Raw genomic sequence first — 19,784 nt, forward strand, 5'->3', positions numbered from 1 at the left:
ATGCATGAGTTATTAGGTGTTATAGTTTACTTATTAGTATCGAAAAAGTGAAGTTTGTTACTAATTAATAAATAATTCCCTAATCTGAGGTGATTCCTTGATTTTTGGTTTCTATAATATAACTCAAGTTTCGTATCTGGTACTTTGGATATTTTCCGGCTATTAGATATAAAACTCAGAGGAATTTTTAATATCCTTTAAAACAAACGTACTGTTCAATACCCCGATATTTTCAATTTTGGAAAGTTTATACTTCACGAAATTATGATAATCTTCCAGCCCCTTTGTATTTATTTTTAAAATAAAGTCTACCTGACCAGCCATATGATAGCATTCCTGAACTTCATCTAAGTTTTGAATCTGTTCCTCAAACTTCTCAATAAAGGCTTCACTATGATACCGCATAGATACCTGACATATCGTAGTGACCGATCGATCAAGTAGTTTTTTATCTAGTATAGCAACATATTTTTTTATAAAACCTTGATTTTCAAGCCTACGTATGCGTTCGTAAACAGGAGAAGGCGTTAAATTTAAAATTTTAGCAATTTCCTTAGCCGTTTTTTTAGAGTCATTTTGTAAAATCCTAAGGATGGTAATATCAGTTTCGTCCAAGTTTTCCATATATGTCAAATAAAAATTATTGCAAAAGCTAATTATTTCATTGTTTAAAAGTAAATATAGCTGTTTTTTGTTTATGAAAAAGTTATAATTACTTAATTTTTATGTATATTTTATTTTAAAAGCTGTAATATTTAATTTTGTTAGTAAATAATGCTTTTATGGATACAATAGTTTTAATAATAGGGGCTAATGGTCAAGTTGGAAAAGTGCTTACCCAAACCTTGCAGGATAAATACGGAAAGGAAAGTGTCATTGTTTCAGATATAAGAAATAGTGAAGATTCAGATGGTATTTTCGAAGTTATTGATGCTACAGATATAGATAGAATTAAAGAAGTTGTAGTACAATATAAAGTAACTCAAATCTACCATTTAGCAGCTATTTTATCAGCTAAAGGAGAAGAAAATCCATTAAAAACCTGGAATATTAATGTGAAAACCTGGTTAAATGTATTGGAAGTCTCTAGGCTTTGTAATATAGAAAGGGTGTTTTATCCAAGCTCAATAGCAGTCTTTGGAAATAACGCCCCAAGAAATAACACACCTAATAATGCCTATTTAGATCCAACAACCGTATACGGTATTAGTAAGGTAGATGGTGAAAATTGGGCACAATATTATCATATTAAATATGGTTTGGATGTTAGGTCTATTCGCTATCCTGGAATTATAGGTTATCAATCGTTACCAGGTGGAGGAACGACTGATTATGCCGTAGATATATATCACAAAGCTGTTTTAGAAGAAGATTTTACTTGTTTTTTAAATGAAGATACAGCCTTACCAATGATTTTTATAGACGATGCAGTAAGGGCTACTATAGAAATTATGGAAGCTCCTACTGAAAACATTAAGGTGAGAACATCTTATAATCTAGGAGGGATAAGTTTTTCCCCAAAAGAAATTGCATCAGAAATTCGTGAAATATATCCTGAGTTTAAAATTGACTATAAACCAGATTTTAGGCAAGATATTGCTGAAGATTGGCCAAAGTCTATAGACGATTCTGAAGCAAAAATGGACTGGGGTTGGAAGCCTAAATACGATTTATGGGCTATCACAGAAACCATGATTCGTGAACTAAAAGAACAATATAAAGTAACCGCTTAAGTTTAATAAAAAAATAAGACTATGTACTCTAACATAAAGAATGATTTGCAGAATGAAATTGAAGACATTAAAGCTGCAGGCTTATATAAATCTGAAAGAATTATAACAACACCTCAAGGTGCAGAAATAAGTACAACAATATCGTCAGAAGTATTGAACTTTTGTGCGAATAATTATTTAGGCTTGTCATCTCATCCAGAGGTTGTTGATGCTGGTAAAAATGCCATTGACTCTCACGGTTATGGTTTGTCTTCTGTACGTTTTATTTGTGGAACACAAGACATTCATAAAGAGTTAGAGCAAAAAACAGCCTCATTTTTGGGAATGGAAGATTGTATTTTATATGCAGCTGCCTTTGATGCCAATGGAGGTGTATTTGAGCCTATTTTAAATGCAGAAGATGCTATTATTTCGGATGCTTTAAACCATGCTTCAATAATTGATGGCATTCGTTTATGTAAAGCAAAACGATTTAGATATGCCCATAATAATATGGCTGATCTGGAAGAACAATTAATTCAAGCAGAAGGATCTCGTAGAAAGTTAATCGTTACAGATGGCTCTTTTTCTATGGACGGTACGATTGCTCAACTTGATAAAATTTGTGATTTAGCTGATAAATATGGTGCCTTAGTTATGATTGATGAATGCCACTCTACAGGTTTTATTGGTAAAACGGGACGTGGAACTCATGAATATAGAGATGTTATGGGACGCGTAGATATTATAACCGGAACCTACGGAAAAGCTTTAGGAGGTGCTTCTGGTGGATTCACAGCAGCAAGAAAAGAGATTGTTGATTTATTAAGACAGCGTTCCAGACCTTATTTATTTTCAAATACGGTAGCTCCATCTATAGTAGGAGCATCTATAAGAGTCTTAGATATTATAAGTGCTTCTACTCAACTTCGAGATAAATTGGAAACCAATACACAATATTTTAGAAAAGAGATGACAGCGGCTGGGTTTGACATCGTTCCAGGAGATCACCCTATAGTGCCAGTTATGCTATATGAAGCGACATTAGCACAAGAATTTGCATCAAAATTATTAGAAGAAGGTATTTATGTGATCGGTTTTTTCTATCCAGTAGTACCAAAAGGAAAAGCAAGAATCCGTGTGCAGTTATCAGCAGGGCATGAACGTCATCATTTAGATAAAGCGATTAAAGCCTTTACCAAAATAGGTAAGGAGCTTAAGGTGATTTAATAGATTAAAGGATATAAAAAAACATAAAGGTTTATATTAAAAACCTTTATGTTTTTAATGCATTGGATTTAGAAAAATTACAAGTTATAAATCCAGAAAAAGAGATGACTATCGGGCTTGCTGAAAACGATTTCCTGATTGTTTTAATTGAAGATAAGCTTTAAAGGAGGATTTCTATTTTAAATTAGTTGTCATTTCGACAGAGTGAAGTATGAACCTTTCGGCTCCGCTCAAGATAAACTTGTGAAATCTCATAATAATGAGATTCCTCCTCATACTTCTAGCGGAATGACATAAGGCTCCGAATAAAAACTTTAACTAGTTTTTGAGCTTGTATCTAACAAAATGATTTATATCGATTTGTATTAAAAAATAGAAGCAAACCAATGCGATATCATAGAAAGTAGATAAGATATGTCATTAATAACTGGAATATCATAACGCACGCCTTTGCCAATAGAATAAGCAACAAACAGAACATATAATAATAATAGCAATCTAGCATGAAGTTTCTTGATACCATTTTTAGCCAAGACAAATATAAAGAAGACGATTATCGTTGAAATTAAGAGGAGAATACGTAATTGTCCAACATTTTCAATAGTATCGCTACTCATTTCTATAGGGCCATAAATTAGTGTAAAAAGAAAAAGAGGCAATCCAAGAGCAAAACAAACGTCAAAAATATTACTGCCTAAAGCATTAGCAACAGCATCATCGTAATTACCTTTCATAGCATCTTTGTATGAGATAATAGTATCAGGTACGCTGGTCGCAGCAGATGCCAATACGACGGAAACAAAGTAAATAGGCATCCCAATAGCAGTTCCAAATTGCTCACAAGCTTCAACAAGCCAAAAACAAGCTAAGCCTATAAAAAGAACAGAAAGCACTAATAGACCAATAGCTTTGGCTTTATTAATTTTAGAGTCACCCATGACCACGGTAGCAAGATCTCCTTTAAATAGGGCAATACTTCTGTTACCACCATCTGCAGTCTCTTCATAATCGTTTTCTACATCTCCAGCTCCTTGACTTATTAACATATAAGCAACATAAATAAAATATAACACCATCAAAATAAGTCCATGAGTCCAGTTTAAAGATGGCCCTGTAATCACAAAAATTAAAGCTAATTCGGCAATGATAAGTGAGATACCATCCCGTAATATAACTTTTCTAGAGATTTCAATTTTCGAAGAAATGCCTTTTCCTATAACTACTAAAATTACAACCGCAGGAATAATCATAGCATTAAAAACGGCACTTCCCGCTGTAGTACCAATACCACCAGAAAAACCATCTTTATCTTTTAATACAAATAAGAAAAAAAGGGTCGTAAATAACTCAGGCAAACTACTTCCAATGGCGTTGATAGTAGCCCCTTTAATACCTTCTTTCATGTTTCTACCTAAATAGTTTGAAGCCATTTCAAAACCATCGCAAGCTCTCCAAATAATGATACAAGTAATTAAAATAAGTCCTAGGGAAGAAATAATAGCCATAAGTAGTATTTGTCTTTGGCAAATCTAAAAAAATTAAAAGTAGAAAATAAAATCTAGTGACTATATAATATTTCAACGCATTAAAAAAGGCGAACTCACTTATATATTAGAGTTAACGATTTAGAATCTCTTAAAACAATGTTAAAACAGATATAATAGCAAAAAGTGACTTCTATTTTTTTGTACATTTAAACGAATACATCTAATTAAACATGCCGCTTATGTCAACCTTCAATTTAAAAATCAATAATAAAAAGCATACTGTAGAAGCAGATGCAGACACGCCTTTGCTTTGGGTTTTAAGAGACCAAATCGATTTAGTAGGGACTAAATATGGTTGTGGAATAGGACAATGTGGCGCTTGTACAGTGCATGTTGATGGTCATGCTATGAGAAGTTGTTTGCTTCCAGTTTCACAGGCTGAAGGTATGAATATAACAACCATTGAAGGACTATCGGAAAACGGAAATCATCCTGTACAAATAGCATGGAAAGAAATTGATGTTCCCCAATGTGGGTATTGTCAATCGGGACAAATTATGACAGCTTCGGCATTTTTGAATCAAAATTCAAATCCTAGTAGTTCAGAAATAAGAGACGCTATGCATGGAAATATATGTCGTTGTGCATCATACAACAGTATAGAAAAAGCAGTGAAAGTAGCAGCAGAAAAAATAAGTTAAACCTCAATAAAGTAAGAAACAAAATGAATCTTTCAAAAACACAAACATTTAGTAGGAGGTCATTCTTAAAAACATCGGCATTAGCCAGTGGAGGCATTCTTATTAGCTTCAACCTATTTACAGCTTGTAAAGATCATGTAGAACCGCCAATAGACATTAGTCAGTTAAATTTTAACGATTTTAATGCCTTTATAAGAATTTCAGATGAAGGTAAAGTCACCATATTTTCACCCAATCCGGAAATTGGTCAGGGAGTAAAAACGTCTATGCCTATGCTTATTGCAGAAGAACTGGATGTGCCCTGGGAAGATGTGTATGTTCAACAAGGCAAGCTTGATACTAAAAACTATTCGCGTCAGATGGCGGGAGGGAGTCAATCTATAAGGCATGGATGGGAACCGTTAAGGCAAACAGGGGCTACAGCTAAACAAATGTTAGTGAATGCAGCTGCGGCAAAATGGGGTGTTTCAGCTTCAGAATGTAAAGCGTCATTAGGTGTCATTACCAATAAGAAAGGTGAAAAACTAGGATATGGTGATGTTGTGAAAGAAGCCGCTTTGTTAAAAGTGCCTGAAGATGTTAAATTAAAAGATCCTAAAGATTTCACTATTATAGGTAAAGATATAAGTAATGTTGATATAGATGAAATCATTACAGGGAAACCTCTATTTGGTCTAGACTATAAAGAAGAAGGTCTGCTGTATGCATCAGTTTTAAGACCGCCCGCTTTTGGACAGGTTTTAGAGTCTTTTGATGATACAGATACAAAAAATGTTAACGGCGTTATTGATGTTATTAAGTTTGGAGATAAAATTGCGGTTTTAGCAAGAAATACATGGACAGCTATGAAAGGGAAGAAAGCTTTGAAAGCTCTATGGAAGGAAGGTTCTAAAGCTGAAAGTACAGAATTTCATGATGCCGAGTTACTAAAAATATTAAATGGGAACAAGTTTAAAACTCGTAGAAAAGATGGTAATGTAAAAAAAGCATTTGCTGAAGCGGATAAGATCTTGGAACGCATATACGAGTCACCATTTTTACCTCACAACTGTATGGAACCCATGAATTTCTTTGCTCATGTTACTGAAGAGAAAATAAATTTAGTTGGGCCTATACAAACTCCAAAATCGACAGCAGACAGAGTTGCAAAACTGCTAGAAAGAGATATTAGTGAGGTGTCTTTAAAAATGACCAGAATGGGAGGAGGTTTCGGTAGACGATTATACGGTGATTTTGCTTTAGAAGCAGCAGAAGTTTCAAATTTAGCTAAAAAACCTGTAAAAGTGGTATTCTCTAGAGAAGACGATATGACTGCTGGAACTTATAGACCAGCAACCAAATATAAAATTGCAGCATCAATCAAAGACGGAAAGTTAACAGGATATCATTTAAAAGAAGCTTGTATTAATAGAAATATGTATGGATTAATTCCAAATTTCTTTCCAGCGGCAGCCATCGAGAATTATCAAGTTGATACCGCTAATTATAAAAGTAATATAACAACAGGAGCTTGGAGAGCACCATACACTAACTTTCTTGCAAGTGCAGAGCAAAGCTTTTTTGATGAATTAGCAGAGGTTCTAGAGGTGGACCGTGTTCAATTACATTTAGATTTATTAGAAAATGTAAAAAATAATCCGAAACCCAATATAGAATATAGCCCAGAACGTTTACAAGGCGTTATAAAAATGGTGGTCGATACATCTAATTGGGGAAAGACAGAAGCAGGAGTTTATCAAGGGTTTTCAGTGTACTATTGTCATAACACGCATGTCGCAGAAGTTGCAGACATTATTATGGAAAATGGTAACCCGGTAGTAAAAAAAGTAACCTGTGCTGTAGATTGTGGTATTGTTGTAAACCCACTGGGAGCATTAAACCAAATTAAGGGAGGTGTCATTGACGGTATAGGGCATGCTATGTATGGTGAGTTAACTTTTAAAGAAGGAAGGCCACAATCTAATAATTTCAATACCTATCAACTAATTAGAATGGGACAGACGCCACAGGTAGATGTTCATTTTGTTAAAAGTGATATCGCTCCAACCGGTTTGGGAGAACCTACATTACCGCCGGTAGGTGCTGCAGTAGCTAACGCTATTTATAAAGCTACAGGAAAAAGATTAACCAAACAGCCATATATTCATAATATGGATTTAGAAAAGGTGGTAGGATAATCTTCGTTTATGACACATGAATTTAAAGACATTGTTAATCAAGCTGAAATAGCTGATAAAAAAGGAATCAAATCGGTTTTGGCATCTGTCGTATCGCTAGATGGTTCGTCCTATAGAAAGCCAGGAGTTAGGATGCTTATTCTGGAAGATGGGAAAATGATTGGAGCCGTGAGTGGAGGCTGTGTAGAAAAAGAAATTCTGTTACAATCTGAATCTGTTTTTAAGACAGGAGTATCTAAAATGATGACCTATGACGGTAGATACAGATTAGGTTGTGAAGGAGTCCTATATATTTTAATAGAAATATTCGAACCGAATAACGCTTTTAAAAAAGCTTTTTTTAGTGCTTTGGAAGAAAGAAAATCATTCGAAATTAGGTCCTATTTTGATAAAAAAGAGGCCTTGGTTTCAGGAATAGGGTCTTGGGTGAAAATTAAAGAGTCTATCTTTTCATTACAAAAAAACAGAAAAAAACTAAAAACAAAGAATTCATTATCGCTTTTTAAACAAAGTATGCTACCATGTTTTAAACTTGTTATTATAGGCGCAGAGCATGATGCCGTACAGCTATGTAAATATGCAGCATTAACAGGGTGGGAGGTTGCGATTATTTCTGGACCATCAGAATCTAAATCGATTGCAAATTTCCCAGGAGCCAAGAGCTTTCAAGCTGTTTCAGCAGAAAATATGGAAACAATATCTATCGATAATCAAACGGCTATTGTATTGATGACTCATAATTTTGCTAATGATCTTAGATACTTAGTGCAATTAAAAAACACAAATCCTGTTTATATTGGCGTACTAGGTCCAGCAAAGCGCAGAGAAGATTTATTATCCCAGTTTATAGAATATTGCCCAGAAGTAGACCATACTTTTTTAGATGCTATTTATGGCCCCGCTGGATTAAATATTGGTTCTGAAACACCACAGGAAATTGCCATTTCTATAGTATCAGAAATATTATCTGTAGCTAGAAAACAAGACCCAATATCGTTAAGTAAAAAAACAGGTAAGATTCACTCATAAATATTTTAAAGTGTCCAAGTATTCTTTAAACATTCCTATAGTTATTTTAGCAGCAGGAGCTTCAAAACGTATGGGGACAGCAAAGCAATTACTATCATGGGGAGATACGACACTTTTAGGACATGCTATTCAAACAACATTAAAGACCTGTACTAATGATGTTTTTGTAGTATTGGGAGCCAACTACCAAGCTATAAAGAATGAAATAAGTAAGTTTCCTGTGACCATTATTAAAAACGAAGATTGGAAATTAGGTTTGGGTAAATCCATAGCCATTGCCGCTATTCATATTTTAAATGAAAGACCAAAGGCTGAGGCTGTACTTATTTGTTTAGCGGATCAACCATTCATAAATACAGAATTTTTAAATACTTTAATCCAAAACTTCGTGCCAAATACAAATCAAATTATAGCAACTACTTATAAAAATGATGTGTCTGGTGTTCCTGTAATTTTTGATAAAATATACTTGCCTGAATTATCAAAATTAGATGATGATAAAGGGGCTAAAAGACTTCTTGAAAAATATACTGCTTTGGTAAAAAGATGTAAACCTAAATTAGAAAATATCGATTTAGACTATAAAGAGGACTATGAAAATCTACATAGAAGTCAATTTTAAGCAATATAATTAGGTTGTTTTTCTTACATATGATATAAGGAAAACAACTTTTTTTACTTTAATTATTATTTTACCTCTTTATTGATTTTATAATTCAGTTTTATAGTTCAAAAAAATCTGAAACCACTAATTTTATAATTCACATGAAAACTAATCAAATCTTTCGTGTTGATAACATTATGAATACATTTCAATTAAATGGAAATAATGGCATTGCGTCATTTAGTCTAACAGTTAATTCTGCTAAACGAGTCATTTATATTGCAATTGGTTTTACTTTAGGTGTTTTAGCAATTAATTACATCAATGCTAAAAGATGCTATTATTAATTTAAAGAGGCTGTCTAAAAAGTGATATATTTTGTCATCAGAGCACAGCGAAGAATCTTATTGGTTTATAAATCAAAATATTAAAACCTTTATAGATTCTTCATTTCATTCAGAATGACACTTTTTAGACAGCCTCTTTTTTCTTTTGAGAATTGCTATTTAAAAAAAACTTAATTTTACTAATAATAGAAATTGAATATAGCATAGTTTCATGAGTGGATCTCCAATAGATAAAGCAAATACACCAGAAGAATTCAAAAACTTAAAAACAACAAAGCCAGCAAGAAATAGTGGTGGTTTTAAAGGTTTGAAAGCTGCAGTTACACATGTTTCAAAATATATGAACCCTGCAGATGCTATTAAAATTTCAACTAAAATAAATCAAAAAGGAGGGTTTGATTGTCCAGGTTGTGCTTGGCCAGATCCAGATGATGAACGTTCCTCATTAGGGGAATACTGTGAAAATGGTATGAAAGCCATGTCTGAAGAAATGCAAAACAAAACCATTGGTCATGAGTTTTTTACAGACCATTCCGTTGAAGAACTTGCTAATTTATCCGATTTTGAAATCGGGAAATCGGGACGTCTTTCAGAACCCATGTTTTTGGCAGAAGGCGCCTCTCATTATCAGCCCATATCCTGGGAATTGGTCTTTGAAAAAGTTGGGACGCATCTAAATGCTTTAAATAATCCAGACGAAGCCGTTTTTTATACATCAGGAAGAACGACTAATGAAGCGGCCTTTTTATATCAATTATTTGTTCGTGAATTTGGAACGGCTAACCTTCCAGACTGCTCTAATATGTGCCATGAAGCTAGTGGAAGTGCGCTTTCTGAAACCTTAGGTATCGGAAAAGGTTCTGTGACTTTAGATGATTTGTATAAAGCAGAATTGGTTATGGTTATTGGTCAGAATCCAGGAACAAACCACCCGAGAATGCTAACAGCTTTAGAAAAATGTAAAAAGAATGGTGGGAAAATTATAGCAATCAACCCATTGCCAGAAGCGGGGCTTATTAAATTTACGAATCCACAAAACCCTATTAAATTATTAACAGGAGGTACCAAATTAGCTGATGTATTTGTGCCTATCACCATAAATGGAGATGTGGCACTTGTAAAGGCTTTATTGCTTAAGTTATTAGAAAAAGAAACCTCTGAAGGAAATGTATTTGATAAGGAGTTTATCAACGAGCACACCCATGGTTACGATGCCTTTATTTCAGATTTAAAACAATTTGATTTTGATGATTGTTTGGGGCTATCAGGCGTCTCTAGATCTACGTTTGATGCTATTTTCGATTTAGTTCTAAACAAAAAAAAGATTATCATTTGCTGGGCTATGGGGCTTACGCAGCATGAGAATGCCGTTGATAATATTCGCGAATTAGTGAATTTGTTATTATTAAAAGGAAGTATAGGAAAAGAAGGCGCAGGTACCTGTCCCGTTCGTGGGCATTCTAATGTACAAGGCGATAGAACGGTTGGAATTTGGGAAGCAGCACCACAAGCTTTTTTAGATAAAATTGAAGATAAATATGGCTTTAAGCCCACTACAAAACATGGGTATTCGGTAATTGATGCCATTAAAGCCATGAACGAGAAAAAAGCCAAAGTATTTTTTGGTTTGGGAGGTAATTTTATCTCTGCAGTTCCAGACACTAATTATTCTGCTCAAGGATTGGCTAACTGTAATTTAACTGTCCATGTAAGTACGAAGTTAAATCGTTCGCATTTAGTTACAGGTAAAGAAGCTTTAATATTACCCTGTTTAGGCCGTGCCGAAAAAGATTATCAAAAAACAGGCATTCAAACCCAAAGTGTAGAAAATTCTATGGGTATTGTATCATCTACCAAAGGTGTTTTAGAACCTTGTTCTGATACCTTATTAAGTGAGGTGGCTGTGGTTTGTAACATAGCACATGCAACTTTAAAAGAACGTTCTAAAATCAATTGGCTTCAATATAAAGATGATTATAATTTAGTTCGTGATGATATTCAGGAAGTTGTAGAAGGATTTCAAGATTACAATGAAAAACTTAAACAACCCTCAGGTTTTTATTTACCTAATGGAGCCAGAATAAGAAAATTTAAAACAGCTACAGGAAAAGCAAATTTCTCTTTAAATAAATTGCCAGAATGGAAGCTTAAAGATTCAGAATTAATTATGATGACCATTCGTAGTCACGATCAATTTAATACGACTATTTATGGTTTAAATGATCGTTATCGTGGTGTTTTTAATGAACGACGAATTATTTTTATGAATCGCGAAGACATGAAAAGTAGAAACCTTGAAGAGCACCAGGTTGTAAACTTAACTTCAGAATTTAATGGTAAACTCAGAAAAGCCAATAACTTCAAAGTTGTTGGTTATGATATTCCTAAAAACTGTTGTGCGACTTATTTTCCAGAAACAAATGTGTTAGTACCTATAGATAGTTATGCGCATACAGCGAAAACACCAGCTTCTAAGAGTATTATTATTACCGTGAAAGCGAATTAGATTTTACTTTTTAAGTTTTTAGGATTTTGTTTGTCGTTCCAGAAGAGTAATATTTCTAGTGTGTTTTCATCTAAAGCCCTGTAAATTAATGTAGTTTTCTTTGAAATAGTTAAATTCATATGACCACTTCCTGAATGTTTGCCTAATAAAGGAAATTTTTTAAGCTGTTCTAAAACGTCTTAAACTAAATTAATAAAGGATGTAGCTTCTTTGTTTGTCCATTTTTTAAGAATAAAATCTATTTCAGCTTCAAAAGATAATTCAGTTGTTTTAGTCCAAAAAATTCTCATAGAATTTAAAAAAGATTGTACTTAGCTCTAATATTAGCCATTACTTCTTCATGGGACTTAACACGACCTTGTTCAGAATCTTCTATGCTTTGAGATAAGAGTCTTTGAATAGATTCAGGTAATTCAGAAATTGAACTCTGTTGAGCTATATCTTCGTTTATTACTTGTTCAAGCTTATATAAGGTTTCTTCATCTGAAACTTTCATCAACTTTTTAACTATTTTATATTTTCTAGCTTCTAAATCCATAACCATCATGTATACATACAAATATAACAAAAATTGCTCCTAAAATAGTATAATATGAGCTGAGGATGACATCAATAAGTTGATTCATTGAAATTTATTCATTTTTAATTCATGCCCTTATATTTTATCTAATGGATAATTATTCTGACACTAATCTGAGAAATCGTTAATAATCAATAACTCGCTAAAAATTATTAAAACTACGTATTTGAAATTACGTAATACTACGTATATTTGTTTTAAAATACGTAGTTATGATAAAGATTATAGTTGTAGGTAATGGTATGGTAGGATATAAATTTTGTGAAAAATTCGTATCTCACTCAAACTCTAAAAACTTTAAACTTACTGTTTTTGGAGAAGAAATAAGACCAGCTTACGATCGTGTGCATTTAAGTGAGTTTTTTGAAAATGGAGATGCGAAAGCATTAGAAATGGCTTCCAGAACATGGTACGAAGAACAAGGGATCGAACTAATTACTAATGAACGAATTACGGATATACACAGGTCTTCCAAAAAAATAACAACAACCAAAGATTTACATTATAAATATGATTATTTGGTCTTAGCTACTGGATCTGCACCCTTTGTACCAAATATTAACGGTATAGAAAAGAAAGGTGTCTTTGTTTATAGAACTATAGAAGATTTAGAAGCTATGCTAGCCTATGCAGATATCTTAAAATCTAAAAATTCAGAAACTACAAAAGCAGCTGTTCTAGGAGGGGGACTTCTGGGTTTAGAAGCTGCTAAAGCTGTTATGGATATGGGCTTTGAACCTCATGTTGTAGAGTTTGCCCCCAAATTAATGCCTAGACAATTAGATACACGTGCCAGTAAGGTTTTACAAGAAAAAATAGAATCTATAGGTATTAATGTTCACTTATCTAAAGCCACCAATAAAATTCTAGGAGATGATTCTATTACTGGGATGGAATTTGGTGAATATGATAAAATAGATGTAGACATGTTAGTTATTTCTGCAGGTATTAGACCTAGAGATGAATTAGCTAAAACCTGCGACCTGGAAATGGGAGTAAGAGGTGGTATTGTGGTGAATGATAAAATGCAAACATCCGATCCCGAAATTTACGCTATAGGAGAAGTTGCTTTATACAATCAAATGATTTACGGTTTAGTAGCTCCAGGTTATGACATGGCTGACGTTGCTGTGAATCAAATTTTAGGTCATTCTGAAGTTGTGATGGAAAGTGATATTGATATGTCTACAAAACTAAAATTAATAGGCGTTGATGTAGCAAGTTATGGAGAGCCTTTTATGCCAGTAGAAAAAGGCTATTCAATAATTTACGAAAACAAAACAAAAAATTTATATAAGCGAATTAATATTAGTCACGATGGTAAAAAACTATTAGGAGGTATCTTGGTTGGAGATGCATCAGATTATAATATGTTACACCAAATTTATCTGAACGGTTTACCAATTCCTGAGGATGCTGAAGAATTAATTGTTGGAGCCAGAGGCGAAGGCGAAGGCGGGTTTGGTAGTGTGATGGATATTCCGGATGCTGCTCAAGTATGTTCTTGTGAAAGTGTTACTAAAGGAGATATTTGTTGCTCCATTACAGAAGGCGATTGTAATAACTTAGGAGATGTTATAGCAAAAACAAAAGCAACAACAGGCTGCGGAGGTTGTAAGCCCATGGTAGTCGATTTAGTCAATGAAACGCTTAAATCACTTGGAAAAGAAGTCAAAGAAACCATTTGTGAGCATTTCGATTTTAACAGACAAGAACTTTACGATTTAATAAAGATAAATAAAGTAAAAGATTATCAGGAAGCTTTAAATCTGTTTGGCGAAGGTCATGGCTGTGAAACTTGTAAACCACTAGTAGCTTCTATATTTGCAAGTATTCATATGGAAACGCCTAACCGCCAAGTAGGGATTCAAGATACAAACGATCGATTTTTGGCAAATATTCAACGTAACGGAACCTATTCTGTAGTACCAAGAATTCCTGGAGGAGAAATTACACCAGACAAGTTAATTGTTATTGGTCAAGTTGCTAAGAAATATGATTTGTACACTAAAGTAACTGGAGGACAGCGTATCGATTTATTTGGCGCACAATTACATGAATTACCACTAATATGGAAAGAACTTATAGATGCTGGTTTTGAAAGTGGTCATGCCTACGGTAAATCACTTCGAACCGTTAAAAGTTGTGTAGGATCTACATGGTGTCGCTATGGTATGCATGAAAGTGTTACTTATGCTATAGAAATTGAAAACCGTTATAGAGGATTACGTTCACCACATAAATTAAAAGGTGGTGTGTCAGGATGTATCCGAGAATGTGCAGAAGCTAGAGGAAAAGATTTCGGATTGATAGCTGTAGAAGGAGGTTGGAATTTATACGTATGTGGAAACGGTGGAGCCACACCAAAACATGCTGTATTATTTGCAGAGCAATTAGATGATGCCACGGCTATTAAATACTTAGATAGGTTTTTAATGTTTTACATACGAACCGCTGGACCACTAGTAAGAACAGCTCCTTGGTTGGATAAACTAGAAGGTGGCATAGAATATTTAAAGCAAGTCGTTATTGAAGATTCTCTTGGAATAGCGGAGGAATTAGAATTAGAAATGCAAGGTTTGGTTGATAAGTATGAATGTGAGTGGAAACAAGCTATTGACAACCCAGAAATGATGAAACGTTTTAAGCATTTTGTTAATTCGGACGATACAGATGATAATTTGGTATTTGTGCCAATGCGTGATCAAAAAATGCCGAAGGCTTGGAACTAGAAGTTGCCTAAAAAGTTGAATTGTTTAACTGTTGAATTGTGTGATTTAATTGAAATTACGATTAAATAAATCAAGGAATAAACATTTTCCGCGTTAGGGATTGAAGCGGCATCCTTTTTTAATATTGAAACGTCATTGCGAGGCAATTTTTCTTTGCCGTGGCAATCTGTTAATCAATAAAAAGATTACCACGTCGTTTCTCTCCTCGTAATGACAGAAACGAGAACAAATAAAAAGATATAGAGGAAAGCCCGACCCTTTAGGGTAACGCCAAAATAAAATAATATAACATACTATAAAAATGCAAGATATACTTAGTCAGTACGAAACAGTAACAGAAGCCGATGTAAAAGAATGGTTTAATGTTGGAGTCGTGTCCGATTTTCCAGAAAATAGTGGTGCCTGTATTAAATATAAAACGAAACAAATAGCGGTTTATAATTTTAGCAGAACATCTAAATGGTATGCCACACAAAACCTATGTCCGCATAAAATGGAGATGGTACTATCGTTAGGTATGATAGGAGATAAAGATGATATTCCTAAAGTAGCTTGTCCTATGCATAAAAAGAATTTCTCTTTAGAAGATGGTTCTAATCTTGCAGGGGAAGATTTAAAAATAGCGACCTATCCTGTTAAAATTAAGGACGGAAATGTGTATATTGGCTTTTCTGATTAACACACAAATAAATGAAGCCCACAAGATTCGAAACAAGTATCGCATTAATAGATAAAAAAAATTCTGAAGACATAAATACATATCAGGTTTCTGGTATAGATTACCCGAAGGAATTACTGTATTCGCAGCGTATGTCTCGAAAATTATTACAGTTTAATCCAAATGCTTCAAGAGCGCTCCAAATAGCTGCACGAGCACAGCATATTTGTAGATGGAAGATCGCAAGAGATGAATACCCTATGGATAGAGTTGGGTATTTAAAATGGCGAGAAACGCTAAAAAAAATGCATGCAGAATTAACTGCCGAAATTCTTAATCAAGTTGGATACGATACTGAGTTTATTGATAGAGTTTCTTTATTGATAAACAAAAAGTTAATTAAAAAAAATGAAGAATCTCAAGCTTTAGAAGATACTATTTGTTTGGTTTTTTTAGATTATTATTTTGAAGAGTTTGCTGCTAAGCATGAAGATGAAAAGATTATAGATATTCTTAAAAAAACCTGGGTTAAAATGTCTGATAAAGGGCATGAAGCTGCTCTAAAAATCAAATTTTCAGACAAAAGTTTGGCTTTAATAAAGCAGGCGATTGGTTAATAATTTATAACATGAGTAAAAACGGTAATTCTTTAGATCAACGTACGTTTGATAAACTAAGCCGTTTGTACATTATTGCATTAAGTGCAGTAGCACTTTCGGTTATTGTTAGTCAAATCCTTATTAGAAAGCATTTAAACACCCAACAAAGTGATTCTACAGTCATTAATATTGCTGGAAGACAGCGTATGTTAAGTCAGAAACTGACAAAAGAAGTCTTTTCACTTTCTATAGTAGACAATCAAGAAAAGCGAGGTGCGTTAAAAAAGGAGTTTAAAAATACACTCCAACTATGGGAGTCGTCGCATGATGCGCTCCAGAAGGGGAATGATAGTCTTGGGTTGCCAGGTAATAATAGTGATGTAATTATAGCGATGTTTAAAGATATTAATTTGTCTTTTAATGCTATAAAAGAAGCATCTTTTTCAATTATAAAAACGATTGAAAACAATCCAATGGTTCCAACTTCAGTATTTGCAGATGAATTAGAGGTTATTCAACAAAACGAAGCAGCATTTTTGCTGCAAATGGATCAAATTGTTAACCAATTCGATTTAGAGGCAGAAGAAAAAGTAGCCTGGCTACGTAATTTGGAAACGGTTCTAATGGCAATAACTTTATTGCTTTTATTGGCGGAATTACTTTTTATATTCTGGCCAGCAGCTAAAACCGTAAAAAATAATCTTTCCGAATTATTGGAAGCAGAGAAGAAAGCAAAAGAAATGGCTTATAATGCCGATGTATTAAGTGAAGCCAAAGAAAAATCAATTAAAGAGCTGCGTGCACTAAGTCATGCTATAGACGAAACCCTTTTGTTTGCTCGTATTGCTCCTAATGGTGTTGTAACACATATGGGCAATAAGTTTTCACGTTTGTTTAAGTTTAGCAAGTTTAATACAAATGTGCTTTTTTCCGAAGTACTGTCTATTCATGAAAAAGAACAAACCATTATAGATGACATCGTTTCCAAACATAAAAAAACTGGGTGGCAGGGCGAAGTTAGAGCCACAACAAAGGAAGGCGTTAGGGTGTGGTTAGAAATGTCAATCATTCCTTTTAGCCCTACTGGTGATACATCTGAATTGTTAATTATTGCTTCAGAAATAACCTCGAAAAAGGCAGGGCAAATAGAAATAGAAAGATTGACAAAAGCCAGTTTTGAAGAGAAGATGAGTCAGCAAAAAACGATTTCCAGTAAGATTATCGAAAATCAGGAAAAGGAGCAAAACCGTATCGCTAAAGATGTTCACGATGGTATCGGGCAAATGCTTACAGGGTTAAAGTATAATCTTGAGAGTATTGATATTAGTGATATTGATAAAACAGCTGTTAAAATTGAACATCTTAAAGAATTGACCGCTAATATTATAAAAGGCGTAAGGACTGCAACATTTAATTTAACACCTCCAGAGTTAACAGATTACGGTATCGTACCAGCAATAACGAAATTGACACAAGAACTATCTAAACTTACGGGAAAGCATATCGTGTTTTATAATAAAACAGATTTTATTGATAGACAGGATTCGTTAGCAGAAATTAATATCTATAGAATTGTACAGGAAGCGATAAATAATGCTATAAAATATGCAGATTCTACACATATTATAGTATCTCTGTCGCATAGTAAAGACATACTTAGTATTGTTATTGATGATGATGGGAAAGGTTTTGATCCCAGCAAGGTTAAAAATGTTAAGAATGGAGAAGGAGGTATGGGAATGACTTTTATGAAAGAACGCATTAAATATATTAATGGCCGATTATTTCTTAATTCTGAAATAGGTAAAGGGACTCGTGTTACTTTGAATATTCCTTTGAATTAGTTTAAAGTCAAGTCCATTGTGTAGTCATGTCGACGATAGGAGACATCACATAGCGTTTTATAAGAATAGACAATGCGCGTTTTATGCGATTTCTCACTTTGTTCGAAATGACTAAGTGTGTTAATTAGGATTGGTAGTCATGTCGACATCAGGAGACATCATATAATACAGGAATGTTAAAAAAAATCATATTCAGGTGATTAGAATATTTGATTATTCAAGTTTTCCCATTTAGGATTAAAATCAGATACTAACTTATTTTTCTTTTCTCGTCTCCATTTTTTCAATTCTTTTTCTCTGGCAATACCGATTTTGGGATAATCAAAAGTTTCATAATAAACAAGATAAACACAACCATACTTACCAGCAAAGGACTTTTTAGCATTTTGACTATCAAAATAATGTTGAGACAATCTGTTTTGGATATTATTGGTAAACCCGATATATAAGGTCGTTCGAAATTTATTAGTTGTTATGTAAACGAAGTATTTGTGTAGCATGAATTAAATATAATACTTTTACTTAAAAAGTAGGATTTGTCATATGATTAATTTGAAATATTAAAAAGACCTCAGAGTCATGACAATAGGAGACATCGCATAGTATTTTAAATAAGAAGTGATCCCTTTTATGTGATTTCTCACTTTGTTCGAAATGACTCAGAATGTAGAATTATTATTTTAGTTGATTCATAAACAAATCTTAATTTAGACAACCACATAATAAGTCTTTAGCTATTATGCCCACATTTTATCTATAATCCACATCAAAATACGTAGTATTACGTAAAATTCTTATTTTTGTACTTATAATTCAAGTTTATAAATATGATTAACATAGTTTTAGCAGATGACCATGAGCTAGTAAGGGATGGTATAAAAGCACTTTTAGAGGATCAACAAGGGATCGAGGTTATAGATGAAGCTGCAGACGGTCGAGACGCTTTAGAAGTTTTAAGTCGTACCAATCCAGATTTGTTAATTGTAGATATAAGAATGCCTGAACTTAATGGTATTGAAGTTGTAACAGAAGTTACGAAAACATATAAAAATGTAAAAACTTTGGTGCTCTCAATGCACGACTCCGAAGAATACGTTGTTAAAGCGATTCAGGCTGGAGCTGATGGTTATTTATTAAAAGGAGCCAGTAAAGATGAGTTCTTAAAAGCTATTACCAAAGTAGCATCTGGAGGTAAATACTTTACAGGTGATGTATCTGCCATTATTATGAATAATTTTGTAAGCGGAAATGCTACAGCTACTCCAAAGAAAGAAGTAGAAGCAGACCCGTTTCATCTTACCAAAAGAGAAAAGCAAATACTTAGTTTAGTTTTACAACTTAAAAATAATAAAGTGATTGCTGAAGAACTTAAAATTAGCAAGCGTACAGCCGAAGTGCATCGTTTTAATCTTATGAAAAAATTAGATGTAAAAAATATTATGGAACTTAATAATAAAGCTAAGGAGTATAAACTTGTTTAATTTGTAAAATAATTTTTTACTCTTATTAAAAAACCTAAAAAAAGACTTTATTAAGTTATTGGAAATATATCCAAAATATTCTGGGTTAATAATTTTA

At 33.4% G+C, this 19,784-nt stretch carries 17 protein-coding genes; 13 read left to right on the forward strand and 4 right to left on the reverse strand.

Going from position 1 to position 19,784, the window contains the following annotated elements; genetic code table 11:
• Nucleotides 1-162: 162 nt before the first annotated feature.
• Nucleotides 163-624: an Lrp/AsnC family transcriptional regulator gene (locus tag Q4Q39_RS04410; RefSeq protein ID WP_303281156.1), complete on the reverse strand. Its 462-nt coding sequence runs from the start codon at nucleotides 622-624 to the stop codon at nucleotides 163-165.
• A gap of 158 nt (nucleotides 625-782) precedes the next feature.
• Between Q4Q39_RS04410 and Q4Q39_RS04415 the strand changes: the two genes are divergently transcribed.
• Both Q4Q39_RS04415 and kbl read left to right on the forward strand, forming a co-directional pair.
• Nucleotides 783-1,733, forward strand: a complete 951-nt coding sequence (locus Q4Q39_RS04415; protein ID WP_303281157.1) for an NAD-dependent epimerase/dehydratase family protein — start codon at nucleotides 783-785, stop codon at nucleotides 1,731-1,733.
• A gap of 21 nt (nucleotides 1,734-1,754) precedes the next feature.
• Nucleotides 1,755-2,942: a glycine C-acetyltransferase gene (gene kbl, locus Q4Q39_RS04420; RefSeq protein ID WP_303281158.1), complete on the forward strand. Its 1,188-nt coding sequence runs from the start codon at nucleotides 1,755-1,757 to the stop codon at nucleotides 2,940-2,942.
• A 365-nt stretch (nucleotides 2,943-3,307) separates the two neighbouring features.
• Here kbl and Q4Q39_RS04425 read toward each other — a convergent pair whose 3' ends face one another.
• Nucleotides 3,308-4,447, reverse strand: a complete 1,140-nt coding sequence (locus tag Q4Q39_RS04425) for a sodium:calcium antiporter (protein ID WP_303281159.1) — start codon at nucleotides 4,445-4,447, stop codon at nucleotides 3,308-3,310.
• A gap of 221 nt (nucleotides 4,448-4,668) precedes the next feature.
• Between Q4Q39_RS04425 and Q4Q39_RS04430 the strand changes: the two genes are divergently transcribed.
• From Q4Q39_RS04430 to Q4Q39_RS04455, 6 genes are all read left to right on the forward strand, one after another.
• Nucleotides 4,669-5,130, forward strand: coding sequence for a (2Fe-2S)-binding protein (locus Q4Q39_RS04430; RefSeq protein ID WP_303281160.1), 462 nt, complete (start codon nucleotides 4,669-4,671; stop codon nucleotides 5,128-5,130).
• Nucleotides 5,131-5,153: 23 nt separating this feature from the next.
• Nucleotides 5,154-7,307, forward strand: coding sequence for a xanthine dehydrogenase family protein molybdopterin-binding subunit (locus Q4Q39_RS04435; protein WP_303281161.1), 2,154 nt, complete (start codon nucleotides 5,154-5,156; stop codon nucleotides 7,305-7,307).
• Nucleotides 7,308-7,316: 9 nt separating this feature from the next.
• Nucleotides 7,317-8,336: an XdhC family protein gene (locus Q4Q39_RS04440; protein WP_303281162.1), complete on the forward strand. Its 1,020-nt coding sequence runs from the start codon at nucleotides 7,317-7,319 to the stop codon at nucleotides 8,334-8,336.
• Nucleotides 8,337-8,346: 10 nt separating this feature from the next.
• Nucleotides 8,347-8,958 carry a nucleotidyltransferase family protein gene (locus Q4Q39_RS04445; protein WP_303281165.1) on the forward strand — a complete coding sequence of 204 codons (612 nt, stop codon included), beginning with the start codon at nucleotides 8,347-8,349 and terminating at the stop codon, nucleotides 8,956-8,958.
• 143 nt (nucleotides 8,959-9,101) lie between these two features.
• Complete coding sequence (locus Q4Q39_RS04450; RefSeq protein ID WP_303281167.1) at nucleotides 9,102-9,287, forward strand: hypothetical protein; 186 nt, start codon at nucleotides 9,102-9,104, stop codon at nucleotides 9,285-9,287.
• A 211-nt stretch (nucleotides 9,288-9,498) separates the two neighbouring features.
• Nucleotides 9,499-11,793, forward strand: a complete 2,295-nt coding sequence (locus Q4Q39_RS04455) for an FdhF/YdeP family oxidoreductase (protein ID WP_303281168.1) — start codon at nucleotides 9,499-9,501, stop codon at nucleotides 11,791-11,793.
• Nucleotides 11,794-12,088: 295 nt separating this feature from the next.
• Here the strand turns inward: Q4Q39_RS04455 and Q4Q39_RS04460 are convergent, their stop codons facing one another.
• Nucleotides 12,089-12,331: a hypothetical protein gene (locus tag Q4Q39_RS04460; protein WP_303281169.1), complete on the reverse strand. Its 243-nt coding sequence runs from the start codon at nucleotides 12,329-12,331 to the stop codon at nucleotides 12,089-12,091.
• A gap of 254 nt (nucleotides 12,332-12,585) precedes the next feature.
• On the opposite strand from Q4Q39_RS04460, the gene nirB reads away from it, so the two are divergent.
• The 4 genes from nirB (at nucleotide 12,586) to Q4Q39_RS04480 (ending at nucleotide 18,206) form a co-directional block, all read left to right on the forward strand.
• Nucleotides 12,586-15,105: a nitrite reductase large subunit NirB gene (gene nirB / locus Q4Q39_RS04465; protein ID WP_303281170.1), complete on the forward strand. Its 2,520-nt coding sequence runs from the start codon at nucleotides 12,586-12,588 to the stop codon at nucleotides 15,103-15,105.
• A gap of 301 nt (nucleotides 15,106-15,406) precedes the next feature.
• Entirely contained in the window at nucleotides 15,407-15,784 is a 378-nt protein-coding gene (gene nirD, locus Q4Q39_RS04470) for a nitrite reductase small subunit NirD (RefSeq protein ID WP_303281172.1), read from the forward strand.
• 11 nt (nucleotides 15,785-15,795) lie between these two features.
• Nucleotides 15,796-16,380: a DUF4202 domain-containing protein gene (locus Q4Q39_RS04475; protein WP_303281173.1), complete on the forward strand. Its 585-nt coding sequence runs from the start codon at nucleotides 15,796-15,798 to the stop codon at nucleotides 16,378-16,380.
• 11 nt (nucleotides 16,381-16,391) lie between these two features.
• Complete coding sequence (locus Q4Q39_RS04480; RefSeq protein WP_303281175.1) at nucleotides 16,392-18,206, forward strand: sensor histidine kinase; 1,815 nt, start codon at nucleotides 16,392-16,394, stop codon at nucleotides 18,204-18,206.
• 200 nt (nucleotides 18,207-18,406) lie between these two features.
• On the opposite strand, the gene Q4Q39_RS04485 is transcribed toward Q4Q39_RS04480, so the two are convergent.
• Nucleotides 18,407-18,706: a GIY-YIG nuclease family protein gene (locus Q4Q39_RS04485; protein WP_303281176.1), complete on the reverse strand. Its 300-nt coding sequence runs from the start codon at nucleotides 18,704-18,706 to the stop codon at nucleotides 18,407-18,409.
• Nucleotides 18,707-19,027: 321 nt separating this feature from the next.
• On the opposite strand from Q4Q39_RS04485, the gene Q4Q39_RS04490 reads away from it, so the two are divergent.
• Nucleotides 19,028-19,687, forward strand: a complete 660-nt coding sequence (locus tag Q4Q39_RS04490) for a response regulator transcription factor (RefSeq protein ID WP_303281309.1) — start codon at nucleotides 19,028-19,030, stop codon at nucleotides 19,685-19,687.
• Nucleotides 19,688-19,784 lie beyond the last annotated feature (97 nt).

The organism is Flavivirga amylovorans (assembly GCF_030540875.1).
Taxonomy (GTDB): domain Bacteria; phylum Bacteroidota; class Bacteroidia; order Flavobacteriales; family Flavobacteriaceae; genus Flavivirga; species Flavivirga amylovorans.